This window comes from Flavobacterium sp. MR2016-29 (assembly GCF_015350695.1).
In the GTDB taxonomy this organism is placed as follows: domain Bacteria; phylum Bacteroidota; class Bacteroidia; order Flavobacteriales; family Flavobacteriaceae; genus Flavobacterium.
In genome coordinates, this window is sequence record NZ_JADKPU010000001.1 from 331,108 (window position 1) to 350,322 (window position 19,215).

The window sequence follows — 19,215 nt, forward strand, 5'->3', positions numbered from 1 at the left end:
TAGAATTAAAATGGAACTTTTTCGTCTGTGTTCAAAGTAAGTTTAGGATTCTTTTGCAGAGCAGATAAAGGAAATGGTATAATATATAATCTTGAATTAGGCAGTAAAGTATATGTTTTTTGAGGCACAGTCTTATTCACTATTGGAAACACTCTTGTAACCGTTTTTGCATAGTCAGCTTCGTTATTTAATCTCTTAAGGTCAAAAAAACGATTAAAACCTAAAAGCAACTCTTTTCTGCGTTCGTTTATAACAAGTTCCATCGTTTCTTTTCTGGTTGTTGGAACGGTTAAATTGACAGTACCTGACAAAATACGTTTTGCTCTTAATTTATTTAAAACATCGACTGCATCGCTATATTTGTCTTCTCTGGCATAGCATTCAGCCAACATTAAATATACTTCAGTTGTTTTCATTCCAACTGTAGAGTAAAAAAACTTTGTATATACAGTTGCCCAATACGCTGTATTTGAACCCTGATCTAGATTTGTTGTGCTTGTAGTATTGAAAAACAAATTAAAACGTGCATCATTTGTACCAAATAAAGTTCGCAGCTCCGGGCTTATGATATATTGATAGGCAAAGTTCATTTCATTATAGCCTGTCATGTACTGATAGCTCAGTACCTCTATATTATTTGCTGCTGGTACGGCGACTACGTTTGGTCCGCCTTGTTTATTGTAGGCTACCATATCAAATATTTGGCTATTATAGGTTAGCGACTTTTCTGCAGCTTCTTTAGCGCTTGCAATTTCGCGCTTAAATAAGTGCACTTTTGCTTTAAAAGCGTAAGCAAATGCAAGTGACGGATGGTAAATATCAAGAGGTTTTTCCTGAAGATAAGGAAGTGCATCTTCTATATCCTTCTGAATAAAATCATACACCTGTGCTACGGTAGATTTTGAAGGCTTCGCTTCTAAATCAAATTTATCCATAATACAAATACCACCATCAGTGGCAGCAGTTTGCGGATCATAAGCCTTTGCGTACGTATTCACTAATAAAAAGTGATCGTAAGCTCTATAAATTTTAGCTTCTGCCTTTGCTAATTGTTTTGTGCTTTCTTCTCCTTTGCTTTCATCAACTAATGAAATAATAGTATTCCATCTGTTGATATAAGTATAAGCCTGATTATAAAAACTTGAACCTGTTAACAAGGAAACTCTGTCTGTACTTTCATCAAAAGTAAAATTAATGATGTCAATATTTGGAGTTTTCCCAATTACGTTTGCTTCTTTCATCCATTGATCGTCTGATAAATACTGAAAGTTATTAATAGGATAACCTCTGTTTGGCAGAGATACCATTTCATGAAATTGCGTGGCAGTTTCTATAACTAATGCTCCTTTAGGAGTAATGTCAGTGTAATCTTCGCAAGATGCCACTGTTAACAGTAACAGCGACAGTGTTATAGTATATAGGTGTTTCATTTTATTAAAGAGTAAGATTAAAGCCGAATAAGAAAGTCTTAGGCAATGGTAAATTACGTGTGCCAGAGTTAGCCGAATAAACTTCTGGATCAATATGATTTCCAGCAGCACTCCAGTACCAAAGATTATTCACTTGAAAAGTAAATTTAGCCGATGCTATTTTAATTCTATTTGCAAATGATGTTGGCAAATTATAACCCAATGAAATGTTTCTCAGCTTGATATAATCGCCGTCTACCACATTTGCACTAGAATTTCGCCATTGACTGCTGATCGTTCCTGCATAATTTCTGATACTTTCATCAAAATCTACATATAAACGTGTATTGCCATTTTGGTTCGTATCTGTATAACGATCAGCAATACCTGAAAGTGTTACAGCATCAGAATCCATAGCTATAGTTTCTTTACGCATTACATTTCCGCCAGAAAAAATAAACATGAAATTTAAGTCAAATTGCTTATAAGAAAATCGTTGTGATAAGGACCCCGTATATGTTGGCATTAAGCTTCCCATATTAACTAAAGCATCAGGATTTGTAACTGTTTTAATACTAGTAGATATTGGATTTCCATTTGCATCAAAAGTGATCGACGGATTTCCATTTTCATCTAAAATATACGGGTAGCCATTAGTGGTTCCTCCATATTTATAGGCATATAAACTATTATATAACTCATTTTCTGAAAAATAATCTATTGGAGAACTTACATATACCGAAGCTATTGATTGAGCTCGTGTAACTTTTTTAACAGTTGTTCTATTGAAAGCCAGAATTGCATTAGAAGCAATACGGAAATCTCCATTATTATACCATTCAGAACCAACACTAAATTCAACTCCTTTATTAAGCAAAGCTCCAGCATTAATTCTTCGTGTCAATGCACCAACTGTAGGATCTAAATCTGTATTTGCTAATAAGTCGCTGCTGTATTTGCGATAAATATCAATGCTACCATTTAACTTAGCTCTAAAAAGACTATAATCTATACCAAAATTAGCACTTTGAGTTTTTTCCCATCTTAACATAGGATTAGGCTGCGCTGTAATATTTATATATTGCAAAGACTGATATAAGTTATCGTTTTTTCTAGTAGCCGTTATATAAGGAGTTGTACTCTGATCTATATTTCCGTTAATACCGTAGGTTGTTCTCAATTTCATCATGCTGATCCATTTTATTTCTTTCATAAAATCTTCATTGCTGATATTCCATCCTAAACCTGCAGACCATAATGGGCGATTTTTATACTTAGGATCTACACCAAACAAATCTGCCCTGTCAACACGATAACTTCCTGTTACATTATATTTTGATAAATAAGTATAACTAGCAGTACTAAAAACTGAAAAATAACGGTGTAAAATTTCTGTTTGTGTTCTAGATAAAGCACTAAGCGTTCGGTTATTTCCATAAATATAGCTGGCAACTCCCGTCTGGCTCATAGCAAGGCTATTCATTACTGTAGAAGTTAATGTTACAGGATCATAACCATATCGCACCTGTTCAATAGTCCTTGGCAAATAAGTTTCACGCATTTCAATACCAGCTAAAGCATTTACAGAATGTTTTCCATCACCAAAATCCTGAGTAAAATCTAATTGATTTCTAAAAGAATAATTACTGGCTTGATTGCTTGATTGTGCGTAACGCCCACCTGCAGATAATCCCTCTGGATAAGTATAAGCATTCGTAGTCGCATTATATCCTGTTAATGCATTAATAGCATAACGCATTTTGTATGAGTCGACAGCATAATACTGCTCATTATCGTTTCTTTTTAATTCATATTGAAATTGCGTACTATAGCTTAATCCTCTCCATAGTTTAGCTTTAACGTTTGCAAAAGCTCTTAAGCTTAATGAATTTTGATGTTCTATACCTTCTTGAAGCGAATTTAAAACATTAAAACTCATAGATTTAAAACCGCTTAAAGCTGCTAATTTTTCAGCTACGGCTGGGTTAATAACACTGCCTGAAGTAAAACCATCGCTAATACCTACAAATGGTGATATTACAAGATTTCCGTTGTCATCAGTAATTCGCTCGTATCTTTTTTGAATATCATAAGTACTGAAACTAGGATCAGTAACATCTTCATTGCTATAGGTTCCGTTTATTCCAAATGTAGCATTCAGCCAGTTATTAACCTGAAAACTGCTTTTTGCATAAAGATTAAAAGCACGGCTTGTGTTGTATTTAACACGATCTTTTGATTCATCATAATTTAACGAAACATACGTATTTTGCTTGCTTGTACTGCCAGAAAAAGCAATATTATAACGCTGTCTCATTTCGTTTTGCCACACATTATCACGATAATCTTTTATATAATCATTCTTTCTCCATTGTGCAATTGTGCTGTCATAATCAGAATTGGTAATTTTTCCTTCTTCCAGATTTCTGTTAAGCTGATAAAGAGGACTATAGTATTTCATACTGCTGCTTCCTATATCTCCATAACTGTTAAACATAGAAGCTGTATTGGTAAATCTCGCTCTTTCTCTATTGTATACTGACTGCTCAAGATCAATTAAATCGCTTGTAGACGCATAATTCATATCTCTTAAATTAGGCTTGTCTGCAATAAATAAATCAGAATTTACAGTTACTTTTAATTTACCATTTCCTTTTTTGGTAGTTAAAACAATAATACCGTTTGCGGCTCTTGAACCGTAAATAGAAGCTGCTGCTGCATCTTTAAGTACATCAACACTTTCAATATCATAAGGATTAATATCATCTAAAGTCAACTCGGTTGGCAAACCATCTATAACCAAAAGCGGACTGTAACCAACTTGATCAGAAGAAAAAGTACCGATACCTCTTAATATAGGTTTATCTGACCCAATTCCAGCCACATTTTTTTGAAACATCAAACCTGAAACACGCCCTTCAAGTGCACTTGATAAATTAGAATTGATGTTTTCATTTAAGGTTTTCTCGTCTACTTTAGCAATTGCGCCAGTAAAATTACTTCTGGCAATAGTTTGATACCCCGTTATTACCACTTCTTTCATTGCAGAAATTTTGTCTTCAACGATAAGTGTTACTATGTTTCTTCCGTTAATGGCAAAAGATTTTTTTTCAATAGTCAATCCTGTACATTCGAGAATGCCGTTCTCTGGAACATCATCAAAAGTAAAACTTCCGTCAAAATCGGTTATGCTGGTTCTGTTTGTTCCAGAAAGAATCACAGTTACTCCGGGAAAAGGCTCATTTTTATTATTTAATACTTTTCCGCGGATATCGATTAGACCGTTTCCCAAATTCTCCGCTTTTTCTTTTACAGCAGTTACCACAATTGTTTGATTTGTAAGTGCGTACTTTAGATTTTGAGCATTAAAAATTTGATTAAGCGTTTCTTTTAATGTCGAATTCTTAACGTTAACAGATACAGGTTTCGAATCTTTGAGTAATTTCTGGGTGTAAAAAACTTCATAATTTGCCTGTTTCGCCACTTCTTTCAAAACGGTTTCAAGAGGTGCATCTTTAAAGCTTATGGTAATGTTTTGTGCCTGCCCGGAAAAACTGCAAAGCAGTAAAAAAAGAGCACTTATCATCCATAAAGGAGTAGAAAAATCAAATCCGGGAATCTTTTTTTCAGTTTTTTTGTAAGGTTTTTTTTGTTGTAAATTAAATTTCATACATTTACATTTGGTTATAGTTAAACAATAGGTGGACAACTTATACTGGCTATAAACTTTTATAACAACCAGAAGCATCGCAACTGCTTCTGGTTTTTTAGTTTATATACTCAGTATAATCGGGCAAATTTAAAATCAGGGATATACAATAATCGTTTTTCCTTCAACCTTAAATTTTATATTGCTAAGCTCAAGTACTTTCAATACTTCAGACAAATTTTTATTCATAAATGTACCTCCATTAAACCTGACATCAGAGACATCACCCTGGTACTCTACTTTTACTCCATACCAGCGTTCCAATTGTCGCATTACTGTTTTTAGATCTGCATTGTCAAATTTAAATCGGCCGTTTTTCCAGGCAATTGCGGCTTCGGTATCCACTTCTCTAATTTTAATATTATTATATTTATCAGATACATTAGATTGCTGTCCGGGTTTTAAAATTGATTTTTGATTTTTATAAGAAACTGCTACACTTCCTTCTAATAAAGTAGTTTTTACAACAGATTCATTCGTATAAGCATGTACATTAAAATGAGTTCCAAGTACTTCGATAGACTGTTCACCAGATTTTACTATAAAAGGTTTGCTCTTATTTTTGGCAACTTCAAAATAAGCTTCACCTTCTAGCTCTACAATTCTTTTGTCTCCGTTAAACTGGGTTGGATATTTTATAGAAGAAACTGCATTTAGATACACTTTTGTTCCATCTGCCAAAACAATATTATATTGCCCGCCAGTTGGGGTTGAAAGTGTATTAAACGAATTTTTATTTTCTTTTGAAGCCGCATCTGGATTTATGATATAAGTAACAACCCCATTTGCATTCATTTTAATTGTAACTTCTTCTCCTTCTTTGGCAATTGTATCTTTTGCAGAAATATCAGAAAGTACAATCTGTTTTCCGTTAGAAAGTGTCAAAATACCGCGATTACCTCCGGGCGCAACATCGTGAGGTTTTTCAGCAACTTGAATAGGTTTATCCTCTGGGTTTGTAAAATAAAAAATTCCTGTTCCTAATAATAAAGCGATTGAAGCAGCAACAGCAACACGCGGCCAAATACGAATTACTTTTGTTTCCTGCTTTAAAGGTAATTTTGCTTTTAGATATTCGTAACTATCTTCAAGTTCGTACTCGTTAAGCTGTAATTTGCTGTTAGCTGCTTTGTGCAAATACCATGCATCTAGTTTTTCCTTATCTGCATTAGATAAAGTATCTTCCTGGTATTTTTTAAGCAGCGCTAAAATTTCTTTTTCATTCATAAATACAACACGAAATTTGGTCCCGTTTTAAATAAGACAGTTAGGAATAAGTTTTGTCATAGACAAAAACAAAAAAAATTAAAAAAATATTATTATATCATTAACAAAGTAAGAAGAGTATTATTTCTTCTTTATCGATTAAGACGATATGCGTAGATTTTGATACAAGAATTAACAAAAACGCAACGATTTATTTACCAAACAAAAACACCCATGAAATCCTTGAGTTTTTCTCTTAGTATTTTAAGGGAATTGTATACTTGCTGCTTAGCTGTTTTATCAGTAATATTGAGCTGAATCGCGATTTCTTCATACGACAAGTCTTCTACTTTTCGGAGTAAAAAAACTTCACGCATTTTAGCCGGAAGAAGATCTATTTCTTTTGCAATAATAGCTTCTAATTCTTCTTCCCTAAGTTTAAAATCTGCCAAAACGTAATCATCTTCGATAAAGTTTGAAATAGATTCAGCATATCGCGAAACCACTTTTTCATGGGCGATGTGATTCAATATTCTGTTTTTTACAGCTTTGTATAAATAAGAAGAAAGTGATCCAGTAATAATCAATTCATAACGTTTGTTCCAGATAGACAAAAATACTTCCTGAACAACATCGTTTGCTTCATCTTGATCGCCAAGTATTTTATAAGCGTGGTTAACGAGAAGTTTACAATACCTTTCAAAAATTTCTGTATACGCTAACTGATCATCTTCTTTAAGAAGATTAAATAGAATATGATCAGCATATTTGCTATAAACAGGCATTATTTAATAAGGAATTGTGGGTCAAAAAAGCAATATTAAACATTTTTTATGTTAAAAACTAAAAGATGATTCAGTTAGAAAAACTACATCGATTTATAGCTATTATTTTCTTACAGAATTATATTACGCATCGAACAGAACTACAAAAAACCAATACTAATAAAAAAGCCCACTCCTATTGGTTTGGGCTTTCTAGTCATTACAATTCCATTTATTTTTAAGACTAATTCAAATAAAATTAGTTGTTTTTTTTAATTATCTGCAAGTGCTTTCAGTGCAATATACCTATCTAAGCTTTTAAAATCATGTCCTTTTGCTCGCATTGACTTAATAAAAGATGGCGTAGCACCTGTTGCTTTTGCACCAACAACTTCTTCTAAGTCTAAATTATCAAATCCAAGTTTTTTATATTCTTTTATTAACTCAGGTGTTACATTTTGTGATTTCAAAGCAATTAGATTTTCTGCCTGAATGTTTTTAAAACCTGCATTTTGAAAACTCTTTATATATTCTGCCGTAACATCTAGCGATTTCATAGCAATAAGATCACTATTTGAAAGATTATTATATCCAACGGCTTTAAAAGAATCAATAAAAGCTTTGTCAATGTTTAATGATTTAAAAGCAATGATATCATCATCATCGTCATCGTTGTCATCACTATTATTGCTAACGTTGTTTTCATCGCTATTATTTTTAGAAGAACTGCGGAAATCAGTAATATATTTTGCATCAATTCCTTGTGATTTCAATGCTATTATATTACCCGGACTAACATCTTTGTATCCAGAATTACGTATTTCTTCAATAAAAGCTTTATCAATCCCTAATGACCTGAAAGGAACTAAATCATCCAAATCAATATCTGGAATTGCTTTTTTAATTGAAGCAATATAAGCTTCGTTTACATCTAAAGCAGCAAGCGGAATAACTTGATCTTTATCAATTTTGTCATAGCCATTTTTTTTAAGCATTTGTACATAAGAAACTTTAATGTTGATCATAAAGAAAACCATAAGATCTTCATCGTTTTTAAGATCAATACCTTCTTTAGCCATTGCAGTGCTGTACGATGCATTTGGGGTAAATTTATAAGTTCCCATTCCTTTATCACCTTCAAATTTTCCTTTAAAAAGCATTGTTCCTGCCTCGCGTGTTAAAGTAAATTCTCCTTGCTTATCTCTCGGAAGACTGCTAATCTCGCTCAATTGAAAATTACTGGAAGAATTATCATTCTCGTCGCTTTTAAAGGTAATCTCTATGGTATTGCCTTTTATTACAGCAAACCAGTTTCCGTCTGTTTTCATTCCATTTTGAATGCCTGCATCCTCTTTCGATTCTTCTTTAGAATTAAGAGTTTGACTTTGCGCAGCCGGTTGATTAAAAAGGCAGGCAAAAAGTACCATTAGCGGTACAAGGAAAAAATATTTCCAAGTAGTGTGAACATTTGATTTTTTTGAGTTCATCATGATGATTCGTTTTTTTAATAATGATTGATTATAATTGGTTGTAAGACTCAAAGGAAATTGTGGTGCCGCTACCTTAAGCAGGCTAAACTGATAACTTTCTTTTTCTACAGTATCTTGCTGCAGCATTTGATCATCAGTCAAAAATTCAAGATTAATTTCTAAGGCTTTTCGCCATTGCCAAGCAAAAGGATTAAACCATTGAAAAACAAGAACCATCTCTGCAAGCAGAAGATCAATAGTGTGTTTTTGCTCAATATGAATTTTTTCATGAAGCAAAATCTGATTATAGGTTTCCCATTCGTATTTTTCAGGATTGATGAAAATATTATTTCCAAAAGAACAAGGAGCTTTGTCGCCGGTTATCTCAACAATACGAAACTTGCCATCTTGAATTACTGTTGTAGAATAGGCTCTAAACAATAATATAACGGCTTGCATCAAAAAATTAAGAGCAAAAACTATTACTCCAAACCAGTATAAATAAACCAGACACTTTAGTAAGACATCCGCATTGATTAGCTGTTTAGTCTCTTCAACAAGCGTTGGCTGAACTGGCAATTCTTTTATAACGGCTGTTTCAGTTTTATTTGATGGAGCTTTAGAAATTGTAATATGATTTTTTACAGGAATTTTTCTAAATGATAATTGCTGCGGAACTGGAATCAGTGGCAAAACAAACGCCAATAACATACAAGACAGCAATACATATCTGTTTAAATGAAAAAAAGTTTCTTTCTGTAAAAGCAGTTTATAAAACATAAGACATGCCGAAAGAATAAGTGCCGCATACAAAATATAAGGTATCATATTTTATCTTTTTTAATGATGTTTACTATCTCATCTAATTCTTTTTCTGAAAGTTTTTGTTCTTTTGCAAAAAAGGCAAGCATTCGAGGATAAGAGTTATCAAAATATTGGCTAACAATATCCTTCAGTGCAAATTGCTGGTACTCTTCTCTGCTGATAACGGGAAAAAAACAATGCATATTCCCGGCAGTTTCATGATTTAGAAATCCTTTTTCTTCTAATATTTTTACTATTGTCGCCACACTATTGTAATGTGGTTTCGGATCTGGTAACTGGGGAATTATATCTCTTATAAATGCTTTGTTTAAATCCCAAAACACCTGCATGATCTGTTCTTCTCTTTTTGCTAGTTTTATCATAGTTAAATATTTTAGTGCAAGATACTACTAATTAATTAGTAGACAAACTAATTTGTTAGTTTTTAAACTAATTAATTAGTAAGTACTTGAAATTACTGAGATACCAAACGCTAACAACCTATAAATTATACAAGTAAAACTGGTTTTTCTGTAATAATTTCAATTGATGTCTGGGCTAAATTTGTAAAACATGATCCTTAAAATGGATTTTTGCTAAAAATTAATTTAAAAAAACACTATCATGGAAAATCAAATCAACCACGATTATGGTCAAACAGATCCTGATTTTATAGATCAAAATACTCTTATAGATGGTCATCATATCGAAAACAATGATCAATTTCAAAAACAGCTTCATACTGAAAATAAATCTGAATTTGGAGAAAGCGATCCTGATTATTTAGAACAAAATACTCTCGTTGATCATGATAATTACGCCAGAGACGAAGATCCCTATGAGGCTAAAGAAGAATTTATTGAACAATTTAAAAATCCTGAAAGCGATTTGAATGTAGAAAACAAATCGGATCAAGAAGAAATTACAAATACAGATGAAAATCTTGAAGAAGAAAATAAAAAAGAATCTAATCCTGAACCAGAAACTTTTGCTGACGACGGATATAAAATAGATTAAGAATAAAATTAACTAAATTATAAATCCCATTTTTTAAGAATGGGATTTTTTATGCACTATTCTCTCCTGAATTTTAATCTTTAAGTGAAAAGTGTCACAAAAACAATGAATTAAACGGAATGTTTCTTTAATTTGTCTTTTTGTAAAACTCTTGGGAAGTTTAAAAGCCCTATATTTACTTTTTTGGCTTACAAATTATATTGTATAAAGATTTATATCCTGCAGTATAAGCCAATAAATTTTAAGCAGTCAAAATGGAAAATTATACAGTATCACAAGCTTCATTGCCTCTGGTTGATAATCCGATACCGAATACTCAAATAAAGAAAGCCGATTTATTGCCGGATGCAGAATCTCGACTAGATTCTATGGAAATGAAGGAAAAACCAATTTTGGACTCCACTATTCCATTTAGAGATTTAACAAATGCTGAGAGTAAAAAAGAAAGCATTCACAGACTTATTAATAAACTCGATGTTGAGACAAATCTAAGATACCAAAGAACTGTAGAAGATACCTATTGCAATGTCTACTCGTATGATTTTTGTTATTTTGCTAAGGTCTATCTTCCAACGGTTTGGTGGACAGATGAATCTCTTCAAAAAATAGTAAAAGGCCAGGAAATTGAACCGGTGTTTGAGCAAAGTGTAGATCGTATTTACTCAAGTGCCATACACGATTGGTTTTTAGAATGGGGAGCCAGTTTTGGCTGGAAAAGAATGTTTACTGCTGACGAAATTCAAAATAAAGTAAATGCTGAGGGTGGAATCGGAATAATTTGTGCCAAAAGAAAAATAAAAGGACTTTCTGGACATATCGTTCCAGTTGTTCCTGAAACAGATTTACATAAAGCGTATCGAGAGAATGGCGTTGTAATTTATCCACTGCAGTCACAGGCAGGAAAACTGAATTATAATTACTTTGCAGAAGTTCGAAAAGACTGGTGGAAAGACGAATTATACTCCTCTTATGTGTTTTATTACCATGAATAAATCAAACAATTCGCCCAATTGTTTAAACTCTTAAAAAAAATATTGATTTTCAACAAGTTAACTACTTGTAAATAACATAATAAAAAACTACTTTTGCAACTTGGAAAAAACAAGGACCGCAAAAGTTACATTTTGGCTGTTCATCTGCTTAAATTATTGATATAAAAGGCTTTAACAAAATAATATTTTATAACCCAATTGTAAAATCTTACTTTTTTTATCAATTATTCAGTCGATATAAAGTGCAAAATTCCTAAGACCAAATTATAACCTACATTTTAAAAGTAAAATAAACTATTAATGGAAAACAATTCTGTTTAATCCATTAAGTTTTCGTCTCTGATTCTAAACAGATTAGATTCGCGTTTTCGAATAAAAATAATGACTTTAAAATTATAATCAACCTAAAAAAAGAAAGTAAGTATAAATGAAAGACAATCAGACAAAAAAATATTATTGGGGAATTGGATTAGAAAACGAAACCTACATGCAATTTGAAGAATCCCTAATAGTTTCTGGTGAGTTTATACAAGAAAAAATTGGTTTTGAGAAATATAGTATTGACTATAGAAAATGCTACAAACCAGAAAGCTTGGCCCCTATTTTGAAAAAAGCTTTTGACTTAAACGAAAATTACAAAGTAAGCCGAATGATGAACAGTCATTCGCTTGAAAAACTGGATATCAATTATCAGCATAAAACGTTATCTCCAGTAAAGCCATTAATTGATACAGAAAATGGTGAAGTAAGTGCGCAGCCAGTTGAAAATCCTGAGTATCTTGGAAAATCAATTATGGAGCTTTTTCTTGAGGATCAGCCGTACAACATTCAAAGTATGATTACCCAAAGAAACAAAACAATGGGTTCTGTACATTTTGACGGAGACTCTATTGAATTTGTAACCAAATATTTTGAGAATCGAACCATTGCTGATTCTTGCAAAGAATTAAAAGCAACCAAAAAATTATTTCTGGATAAAATCAATGAATCGTCTGTTTTGGATGGAAAATTAAATTTTCCGGATTACAATAACGGACTTAATATGTTTATGACCAATCAGGAAAATCTGGTGTTGTTCAATAACGGAACATATCATTTTCACATTACTTTGCCATCATTAACAGAAGACAGCAGAATTGTTGATTACAATGAATTTGAAAAAACTCATGCCAATGCTATTTATTTACTGCAATGGTTTGAGCCTTTTTTCATTGCAACGCTCGGAAGTCCAGACATTATGGGTGTGATTAGCGACAAATACAGTTTGGATAAAAAATTTACGCTAGGTTCTATGCGAAATGCAATGTCTCGTTATATTGGCGTAGGAACGTATAACAAAGCAATGCCAAAAGGTAAAATCTTAACGTATAATGTAGATGATTTTAGAAAATTGCTGCAATTTGAAAAAGAAGAAAACATTTGGTGGAGAGATCAAATCGAAGCTGATATGGAATATGAAATGCTTTCAGAAGTTGGTCTTGATTTTAATCAGGAAAAAATGTACCAGAGCGGATTTGAATTCAGAAGTTTTGACGAGTTTCCTGCAGAATACTTAAATGATGTTCTTTTTTCTATCATTCTAATTTGCGAACATTCTTTAAATTTGCCTGATGTTCAGTGGGGACACGATAGTAAAGCTTGGAATAATTTGGTTTTTAAAACCTTAAAAATGGGTTATTCAACTGAAATAAATAAAGAAGAAAAGAAAGAGGTTTTAGATTTACTTCAATTATTGAATCCATCAGATGCAAACTATAATACTTTAAAATCTGAATTTGACGCTATTGTAATGCTGGATGAATTTTTCTTTAAAATTCTTGCTGTGCTCCATGACAAATACAAAGACAATAATGTTTGCCTTGATGCGATGTACGGACAAAAAACAAGTTCTCCTCCAAAATGGGATAACTTTAATAAATATCAGACAGAAAGGCATTTACAACAAATTGGCTCTTTTTGTGACAATTAAATAGTACTAAAAAAATCCCATTTCTAAACGAAATGGGATTTTTTGTTTTGTTGAATTCTTATCTTAAATTTAATTAATTTTAGAAACTAAAATTGAAAACTCAACAATGAAACCCTCTAATAAAGAGCCACGCAAATTACAACTCTCCTATTTTCTTAATAATGATGTAATTTTTCTAGCCAAAGACCTTTTAGGAAAAGTACTTTTTACTCAAATTGACGGAAAAATAACTGCAGGCGTTATTGTTGAAACCGAAGCCTATTTTGGAGTTCAAGATAAAGCTTCTCATGCCTACGGAGGACGACGAACTGATAGAACTGAAATATTGTACAGCCAAGGAGGCATTTCGTATGTGTATTTATGTTATGGCATTCATCATCTTTTTAATATAGTGAGTTCCGTCGAAGGCGAGCCACATGCAGTTTTAATACGAGCAGTTGAACCTCTGATTGGTAAAAACATAATGGAACTTAGAAGAAATATGTCTGCCGATAAAGCCGCTATTTCATCTGGCCCAGGTTCTGCAGCTAAAGCTTTAGGAATCGATCGTAGTTTTAATAGAAAAGATTTAAATGGTGATGAAATCTGGGTTGAAGATCACGGTTTAAGATACGCTGATAATGAAATTACAGCAGTACCTCGTGTGGGTGTAGCTTATGCGCAAGAAGATGCTCTTTTGCCTTGGCGATTTTTTATTAAAGGAAATAAATATGTAAGCAAACCCAATAAAATATAAATTCAAAAAGCCCATAAAAGCAATATAGGCTTTGAATTTTACTGATCAGTTATAAAACTGAAAATTACTTATTCTCTTTGTTTTTATCCAAATTTATCTGCTCTTTGTGTTCCAAATTTTTCCCTTCAAGCAGTATTTATTATCATTTTTACAAAAATAAAAGTCCACTTAATATAAGGACAAATGCAATTATTGTTAGTGTTTTCATATTATGTCTTTTTCTCTTTAATTTTTTGCAAATTTAGAATCATAATTAAACTTTTTTCTTACATAATTACCGTAATATTTTATAAAACATACGTGTGAAATAATAGTTTAAAGAAAAAACAAAAATAGAAACCGATAAAATAGAATTATTATTTCGTCAGCTTAAAAAGTCAAAAGCAAATATGAGATAACCTTTATTAAATTTAATACACTACAGTATCCTTTTTTTATAAATTATATTAAGATGTTAAAAAACAGTAATTGTTTAACTAAATTTTCAAAATAATAAACAGAATAAAATTTATATAATTAATTTAGCTATGCTTATCAAGTCATTTGCAGTTGGATTTCACATCGTAATTGTGAAACACTAACTTAAAGTAGTATAACGATCTCATATTAAAAATAGATAGCTTCGCAACTATAATTAATTCAATTCGCTATGTGCCAAAATATTAGCTTCTTTAAAGATATAGTGAACAATACTCCTTCACCTATTGCAGTTTATACTGGGGATAATCTCAAAATAGAACTTGCCAATACGGCCATGATTGAAACTTGGGGAAAAGGCGATCAGATAATTGGAAAAAATTATCTTGATGTGCTTCCTGAAATCAAAAAAGAAGTTTTTTTTCAGCAGGCAATTACTGTTTTAAAAACAGGAATTCCTTTTCATGCAAAAGATGCAAAAGTAGATTTACTTATCAATGGCAAGTTGACAACACATTACTTCAACTACAGCCTTATACCCCTTAAAGATGCAGAAGGAACTATCTATGGCGTCATGAATACTGGCGCTGATGTAACGAATTTACATCTAGCAAAACAACAAATTCAAAACGCAAATGAAAGACTGAATGTAGCTATTGAATCCTCTGGTATGGGAACTTATGAAATAGATTTGGCTACCAAAAAAATAAAAACTTCTGGAAACTTCAATACAATTTGGTCTATTGACAAAATTACTCATGACAACCTAGTATTTAAACTTCACCCTGATGATCAGCTAATTCGTGAAAAAGCACATCATGAAGCAGAGACTACTGGAAAAATGTGTTACGAAGCTCGAATTATAAATGAGGATAATTCGATTAAATGGGTTCGTATTAATGGAAAATTAATTAAAGATGAAGATGGCACACCATTAACTATTATCGGAATTATTCAGGATATAAACGATCAGAGAGAATTTGAAGAAGAGTTGAAAAAACAAGTTTCTGAAAGCACTATAGAATTGCGGAGATCAAATGAAGATCTATTGCATTTCGCTAACGTAGTGAGTCATGATCTTAGAGAACCGCTCCGGAAAATAAAAATCTTCAATACTCTTTTAACCAATGAAGAAAAGGGAAATTTTGATGAAAATTCTAAAAAATATCTCACTAAAATAGACTTGTCTGCTCAAAGAATGAATGATATTATTGAAGGTATTCTAACCTATTCTACCGTAGACAAAACCCAACAGCCTGTTGAAATTATAGATCTCAATGAAATTGTTGAAAATATAAAAACAGATCTCGAACTTATTATAAAAGAAAAAGGAGCTATACTAGTTAATAGTGAACTTCCTGAAATAGAAGGCGCACCAATTCTTATACACCAGCTTTTTTACAACTTGCTTCAGAATGCTTTAAAATTCGCAAAAGCAGATCTGCCTCCACGAGTGGTTATCAGCAGTTCTACTATACATGTAGACGATATAAAATGTGTGAAAATTATAGTTAAGGACAATGGTATTGGCTTAGATGCCGCTTTTGTGGAAAGAATTTTTACCGCTTTTGAAAGACTTCATTCTAAAAGTGAATATGAAGGAAATGGGCTGGGTCTTTCCTTATGCAGAAAAATAGCCAAAAGGCATAAAGGATCTATTACTGCTGCTGGCGAAAAAGACAATGGAGCTGAATTTACAGTAATTCTGCCTTTAAAACAAAATGCAGAAACAATTTAAAATGATTTATTAAAGGAAATCAATTGCTTCAGATAACATCCAGCGTCATTTAGAAACAAAACAACTGCAAAAGTTTTAAAAATAAAGTTTCTTTTTGTTAACAAAATTACTAACTTGTATAGAATTAGCGTTACTACTTAATAGTAATGCCTATTAAAAACAGGTTCTTTTTTCATTTTTCGAATCGAATTATGAATGAAATTGAACTGAAGTAATTTTATAACACAAAAAAAACAGAACTTATTATGCGAGTATCAGTCATCCGAAAAAACATACTATTTACCCCCGATTCTAAAAGAGTTGTTGCCCGATATTTTATGAATGGTGATGAACGGACCAAACAAATGGTCGTGCGTATAATGATGCTGAATGAAAAACAAGTATTAGAAACCTTAGAACAGACACTTCGTGAGTTTGCAAGGCGCCATCGAAATATTTCAGCTATATTTTTTAGACATTGCGAAAAAATCAGACCTGTTATTGAATCTATGCAAATTGATTATGAGGCCATTTCTCTTGATAGAAAAATGCTTATTGGCTCTTATTGCACAATGGAATATGCAATAGAATCTGCCGCTATATTTAACCCTTCAATAGTAGAAGATTTTGATCAATCAGGTTTAGAAGAGGGCGAAAAACGTGTTATCATTTCTTTCCGCGCAACAGGCGAAGGCCATATTTCATCTATTGTTTTTAGAAGAGGTATTCTCGATAGAAATAATAATCTTCAGGTAATGAAAATTGGGCATAATATCGATAAAGCCGAGATTATGCATAAATCCTTTTTTAATAAAGAACGCTTTTTACTGAAATTATCTGAAATGCATACGCAGGACAAATACATTACGCAAATTATGCAGGATCTGCCAGATGAATTTGAGTATGCCGTTTTAAAAAGCATGGTTAATACAGCGTTAACAGACCCGTCTATTCGCGAAGAAAGAAGAGTTGCTCTAGAAGAAATTATATGGCTGGCAAAGTCTTTTTATGATTTAGAATTTAAACACGATTCTGATATTACGGAGCGTGTTATATTCCCTATTTCTGATTCTGAAAGCCGAGGTATTGAAGATGCACGTTTTGTTCGTTTTGTTGATGACGATAATTCTGTTCGTGTTATGGCAACTTACACTGCTTACAATGGCCACACAATTTTGCCAAAACTTATTTCTACTGAAGATTTTTACACCTTTAGAGTAATGCCTTTACACGGAATTGGTGCTCAAAATAAAAATTTGGCTTTATTTCCAAGAAAAATAAAAGGTAAATATGCCATGCTTGCCAGAATCGATGGTGTAAACAACTACATTATGTATTCTGACCGAGTTACACAATGGAATAACCCTGTTCTGCTTCAAGAGCCTCGATATACTTGGGAGTTTACGCAAATAGGAAACTGCGGATCACCTCTTTGGACAACAGAAGGCTGGCTCGTTATTACTCACGGTGTGGGAACAATGAGACGTTATTGTATAGGAGCTTCTTTATTTGATCTTGATGATCCGTCTAAAGAAATTGGAAGGCTTAGTGAACCCCTGCTTTCGCCTCTTGAAGACGAACGTGAAGGTTATGTTCCGAATGTAGTGTACTCTTGCGGTGCAATTATTCACAACAACAGCCTAATTTTACCTTATGCCGTATCTGATTATTCATCAACTTATGCCATTGTTGATATGGTAGAATTGCTGGATGCTTTGAAGAAAAGCAAATAATTTTTTAATAACAAGAACACTATTCTTGACTCACTTGATCAAGAATTTTTTAATCCTAAAATCATTTTCTATGAAAAATTATGTAATACTATTCATTTCTGTTTTAGCACTATTTTTTAATTCTTGCACAACAATGAAAGACACCAGCAAATCTGATGATTTATACAATACATCATGGGAGTTAGAATATATCTCCGGACCACGTATTGCTTTTGAAGGTTTATATTCAGACAAAAAACCTTTTATAAAATTTGATAAAAGTAAAAGCCAAGTATTCGGCAATGCCGGATGCAACGGATATAGTGCTCCATTTACTCTAAAAGGAAATTCATTAGCGTTTGGAGAACAAGGCCCAGCTACTATGATGTTTTGTGAAGGCGGCGGCGAGCAGACTTTTTTGCAAATGATCAAGAAAATCGACAGTTATGTTATTGATAAAGATGGCAAGCTTAATTTATTGATGAATAACATTCCAATGATGCGATTTAAAAAAGTAACGAAATAAACCGAAATACAGTTAAGAACTTCTTTATCAGAAAATAAAATCCCTCAACATAGAGGGATTTTATTTTTAAAAAGGCAATAAATCCAATAATTAAATGTTTTATAAGTAAGCGTTATTGTATTTATTTTTAACGGTTAATTTTTATTTATCAAGATTTAAGAATATGAAAAAAATATTGTTTTTTATTATAATTGGTGCTTCTTTACACGCCTATTCACAAGATGAGCTGAAAAGAAAACAGCAATCCATTCAACAAAAAAATTCAGAAAACAAAGAAGTGCCGCCACCAGCGGAAGTTTCACCAAATGATCCTCCACCGCTTCCAAAAGAGCCAATTGTTTTTAAAATTAATCCGGATGAACTTTATAAAAATAACATTCTATATAAAAAAGAAGCTAACGTTGAAGGCATTTTTTATAGAAGAAATGAATTTTTAGGAAGTTTTGTAACCAATACAATTGTCTCTACCGTTCGCTATCGTGATGCGGCTTTTGTAGATGGAGACAAAATCAAAGTTTATTTGAATGATAAGGTTATTGAACCAGAAGTGCTTTTAGATGGAGAGTATAAAGGATTCAAAATAAATTTAGTGAAAGGAATCAATAAAATTGATTTTGAAGCTTTAAACGAAGGTTCTGCATCGCCTAATACCGCAGAATTTCAGGTTTTTGATGATAAAGGAACTGTAATTGAGTCCAGCCAATGGAATGTTGGAACAGGTTATAAAGCTACAATAGTGCTCTACAAAGAAAATTAAACTAACGTAAA

At 32.3% G+C, this 19,215-nt stretch carries 14 protein-coding genes; 8 read left to right on the forward strand and 6 right to left on the reverse strand.

All coding sequences use genetic code 11. The annotated features are described in order from the left end of the window. Positions 1-5: 5 nt before the first annotated feature. The 6 genes from IR010_RS01540 to IR010_RS01565 all read right to left on the reverse strand — a co-directional run bounded on the left by IR010_RS01540 (position 6) and on the right by IR010_RS01565 (position 9,744). Positions 6-1,430 (reverse strand): RagB/SusD family nutrient uptake outer membrane protein, encoded by a 1,425-nt coding sequence (locus IR010_RS01540; RefSeq protein WP_194600967.1) that lies wholly within the window; start codon positions 1,428-1,430, stop codon positions 6-8. A 4-nt stretch (positions 1,431-1,434) separates the two neighbouring features. Beyond that, complete coding sequence (locus tag IR010_RS01545) at positions 1,435-5,079, reverse strand: SusC/RagA family TonB-linked outer membrane protein (RefSeq protein ID WP_194600970.1); 3,645 nt, start codon at positions 5,077-5,079, stop codon at positions 1,435-1,437. Positions 5,080-5,214: 135 nt separating this feature from the next. Continuing rightward, positions 5,215-6,345 carry a FecR family protein gene (locus IR010_RS01550; protein WP_194600973.1) on the reverse strand — a complete coding sequence of 377 codons (1,131 nt, stop codon included), beginning with the start codon at positions 6,343-6,345 and terminating at the stop codon, positions 5,215-5,217. A 194-nt stretch (positions 6,346-6,539) separates the two neighbouring features. Further along, on the reverse strand, positions 6,540-7,109 hold the full coding sequence (locus IR010_RS01555; protein ID WP_194566336.1) for an RNA polymerase sigma factor: 570 nt from the start codon (positions 7,107-7,109) through the stop codon (positions 6,540-6,542). 251 nt (positions 7,110-7,360) lie between these two features. Next, a complete protein-coding gene (locus IR010_RS01560) occupies positions 7,361-9,385 on the reverse strand; it encodes a M56 family metallopeptidase (protein WP_194600976.1) in 2,025 nt (674 codons plus the stop codon). Beyond that, entirely contained in the window at positions 9,382-9,744 is a 363-nt protein-coding gene (locus IR010_RS01565) for a BlaI/MecI/CopY family transcriptional regulator (RefSeq protein ID WP_029269983.1), read from the reverse strand. Before IR010_RS01565 ends, IR010_RS01560 begins: the two co-directional genes overlap by 4 nt. A 241-nt stretch (positions 9,745-9,985) precedes the next feature. Between IR010_RS01565 and IR010_RS01570 the strand changes: the two genes are divergently transcribed. The 8 genes from IR010_RS01570 to IR010_RS01605 all read left to right on the forward strand — a co-directional run bounded on the left by IR010_RS01570 (position 9,986) and on the right by IR010_RS01605 (position 19,204). Further along, complete coding sequence (locus tag IR010_RS01570) at positions 9,986-10,378, forward strand: hypothetical protein (RefSeq protein WP_051662678.1); 393 nt, start codon at positions 9,986-9,988, stop codon at positions 10,376-10,378. Between the two features lie 254 nt (positions 10,379-10,632). After that, the gene (locus IR010_RS01575; RefSeq protein ID WP_194566340.1) at positions 10,633-11,370 is read left to right on the forward strand and encodes a hypothetical protein; all 738 of its coding nucleotides are present in this window, start codon (positions 10,633-10,635) and stop codon (positions 11,368-11,370) included. A 427-nt stretch (positions 11,371-11,797) separates the two neighbouring features. Then, positions 11,798-13,339 (forward strand): hypothetical protein, encoded by a 1,542-nt coding sequence (locus IR010_RS01580; protein WP_194600979.1) that lies wholly within the window; start codon positions 11,798-11,800, stop codon positions 13,337-13,339. A 106-nt stretch (positions 13,340-13,445) separates the two neighbouring features. Beyond that, the gene (locus IR010_RS01585; RefSeq protein ID WP_194600982.1) at positions 13,446-14,075 is read left to right on the forward strand and encodes a DNA-3-methyladenine glycosylase; all 630 of its coding nucleotides are present in this window, start codon (positions 13,446-13,448) and stop codon (positions 14,073-14,075) included. 649 nt (positions 14,076-14,724) lie between these two features. Then, positions 14,725-16,230 (forward strand): ATP-binding protein, encoded by a 1,506-nt coding sequence (locus IR010_RS01590; protein WP_194600985.1) that lies wholly within the window; start codon positions 14,725-14,727, stop codon positions 16,228-16,230. Between the two features lie 245 nt (positions 16,231-16,475). Beyond that, complete coding sequence (locus IR010_RS01595) at positions 16,476-17,942, forward strand: glycoside hydrolase family 130 protein (protein WP_194566348.1); 1,467 nt, start codon at positions 16,476-16,478, stop codon at positions 17,940-17,942. A 70-nt stretch (positions 17,943-18,012) separates the two neighbouring features. Then, entirely contained in the window at positions 18,013-18,447 is a 435-nt protein-coding gene (locus tag IR010_RS01600) for an META domain-containing protein (RefSeq protein WP_194600989.1), read from the forward strand. Between the two features lie 163 nt (positions 18,448-18,610). Beyond that, entirely contained in the window at positions 18,611-19,204 is a 594-nt protein-coding gene (locus IR010_RS01605) for a hypothetical protein (protein ID WP_194566352.1), read from the forward strand. Positions 19,205-19,215: the final 11 nt, after the last annotated feature.

Bases quoted from the DNA above. Each gene is read 5' to 3' on its own strand.
- IR010_RS01570 (WP_051662678.1), top strand. From the start codon at position 9,986: ATGGAAAATCAAATCAACCACGATTATGGTCAAACAGATCCTGATTTT.
- IR010_RS01575 (WP_194566340.1), top strand. From the start codon at position 10,633: ATGGAAAATTATACAGTATCACAAGCTTCATTGCCTCTGGTTGATAAT.
- IR010_RS01585 (WP_194600982.1), top strand. From the start codon at position 13,446: ATGAAACCCTCTAATAAAGAGCCACGCAAATTACAACTCTCCTATTTT.
- IR010_RS01590 (WP_194600985.1), top strand. From the start codon at position 14,725: ATGTGCCAAAATATTAGCTTCTTTAAAGATATAGTGAACAATACTCCT.
- IR010_RS01565 (WP_029269983.1), bottom strand. From the start codon at position 9,744: ATGATAAAACTAGCAAAAAGAGAAGAACAGATCATGCAGGTGTTTTGG.
- IR010_RS01550 (WP_194600973.1), bottom strand. From the start codon at position 6,345: ATGAATGAAAAAGAAATTTTAGCGCTGCTTAAAAAATACCAGGAAGAT.
- IR010_RS01580 (WP_194600979.1), top strand. From the start codon at position 11,798: ATGAAAGACAATCAGACAAAAAAATATTATTGGGGAATTGGATTAGAA.
- IR010_RS01545 (WP_194600970.1), bottom strand. From the start codon at position 5,079: ATGAAATTTAATTTACAACAAAAAAAACCTTACAAAAAAACTGAAAAA.
- IR010_RS01605 (WP_194566352.1), top strand. From the start codon at position 18,611: ATGAAAAAAATATTGTTTTTTATTATAATTGGTGCTTCTTTACACGCC.
- IR010_RS01555 (WP_194566336.1), bottom strand. From the start codon at position 7,109: ATGCCTGTTTATAGCAAATATGCTGATCATATTCTATTTAATCTTCTT.
- IR010_RS01540 (WP_194600967.1), bottom strand. From the start codon at position 1,430: ATGAAACACCTATATACTATAACACTGTCGCTGTTACTGTTAACAGTG.
- IR010_RS01595 (WP_194566348.1), top strand. From the start codon at position 16,476: ATGCGAGTATCAGTCATCCGAAAAAACATACTATTTACCCCCGATTCT.
- IR010_RS01600 (WP_194600989.1), top strand. From the start codon at position 18,013: ATGAAAAATTATGTAATACTATTCATTTCTGTTTTAGCACTATTTTTT.
- IR010_RS01560 (WP_194600976.1), bottom strand. From the start codon at position 9,385: ATGATACCTTATATTTTGTATGCGGCACTTATTCTTTCGGCATGTCTT.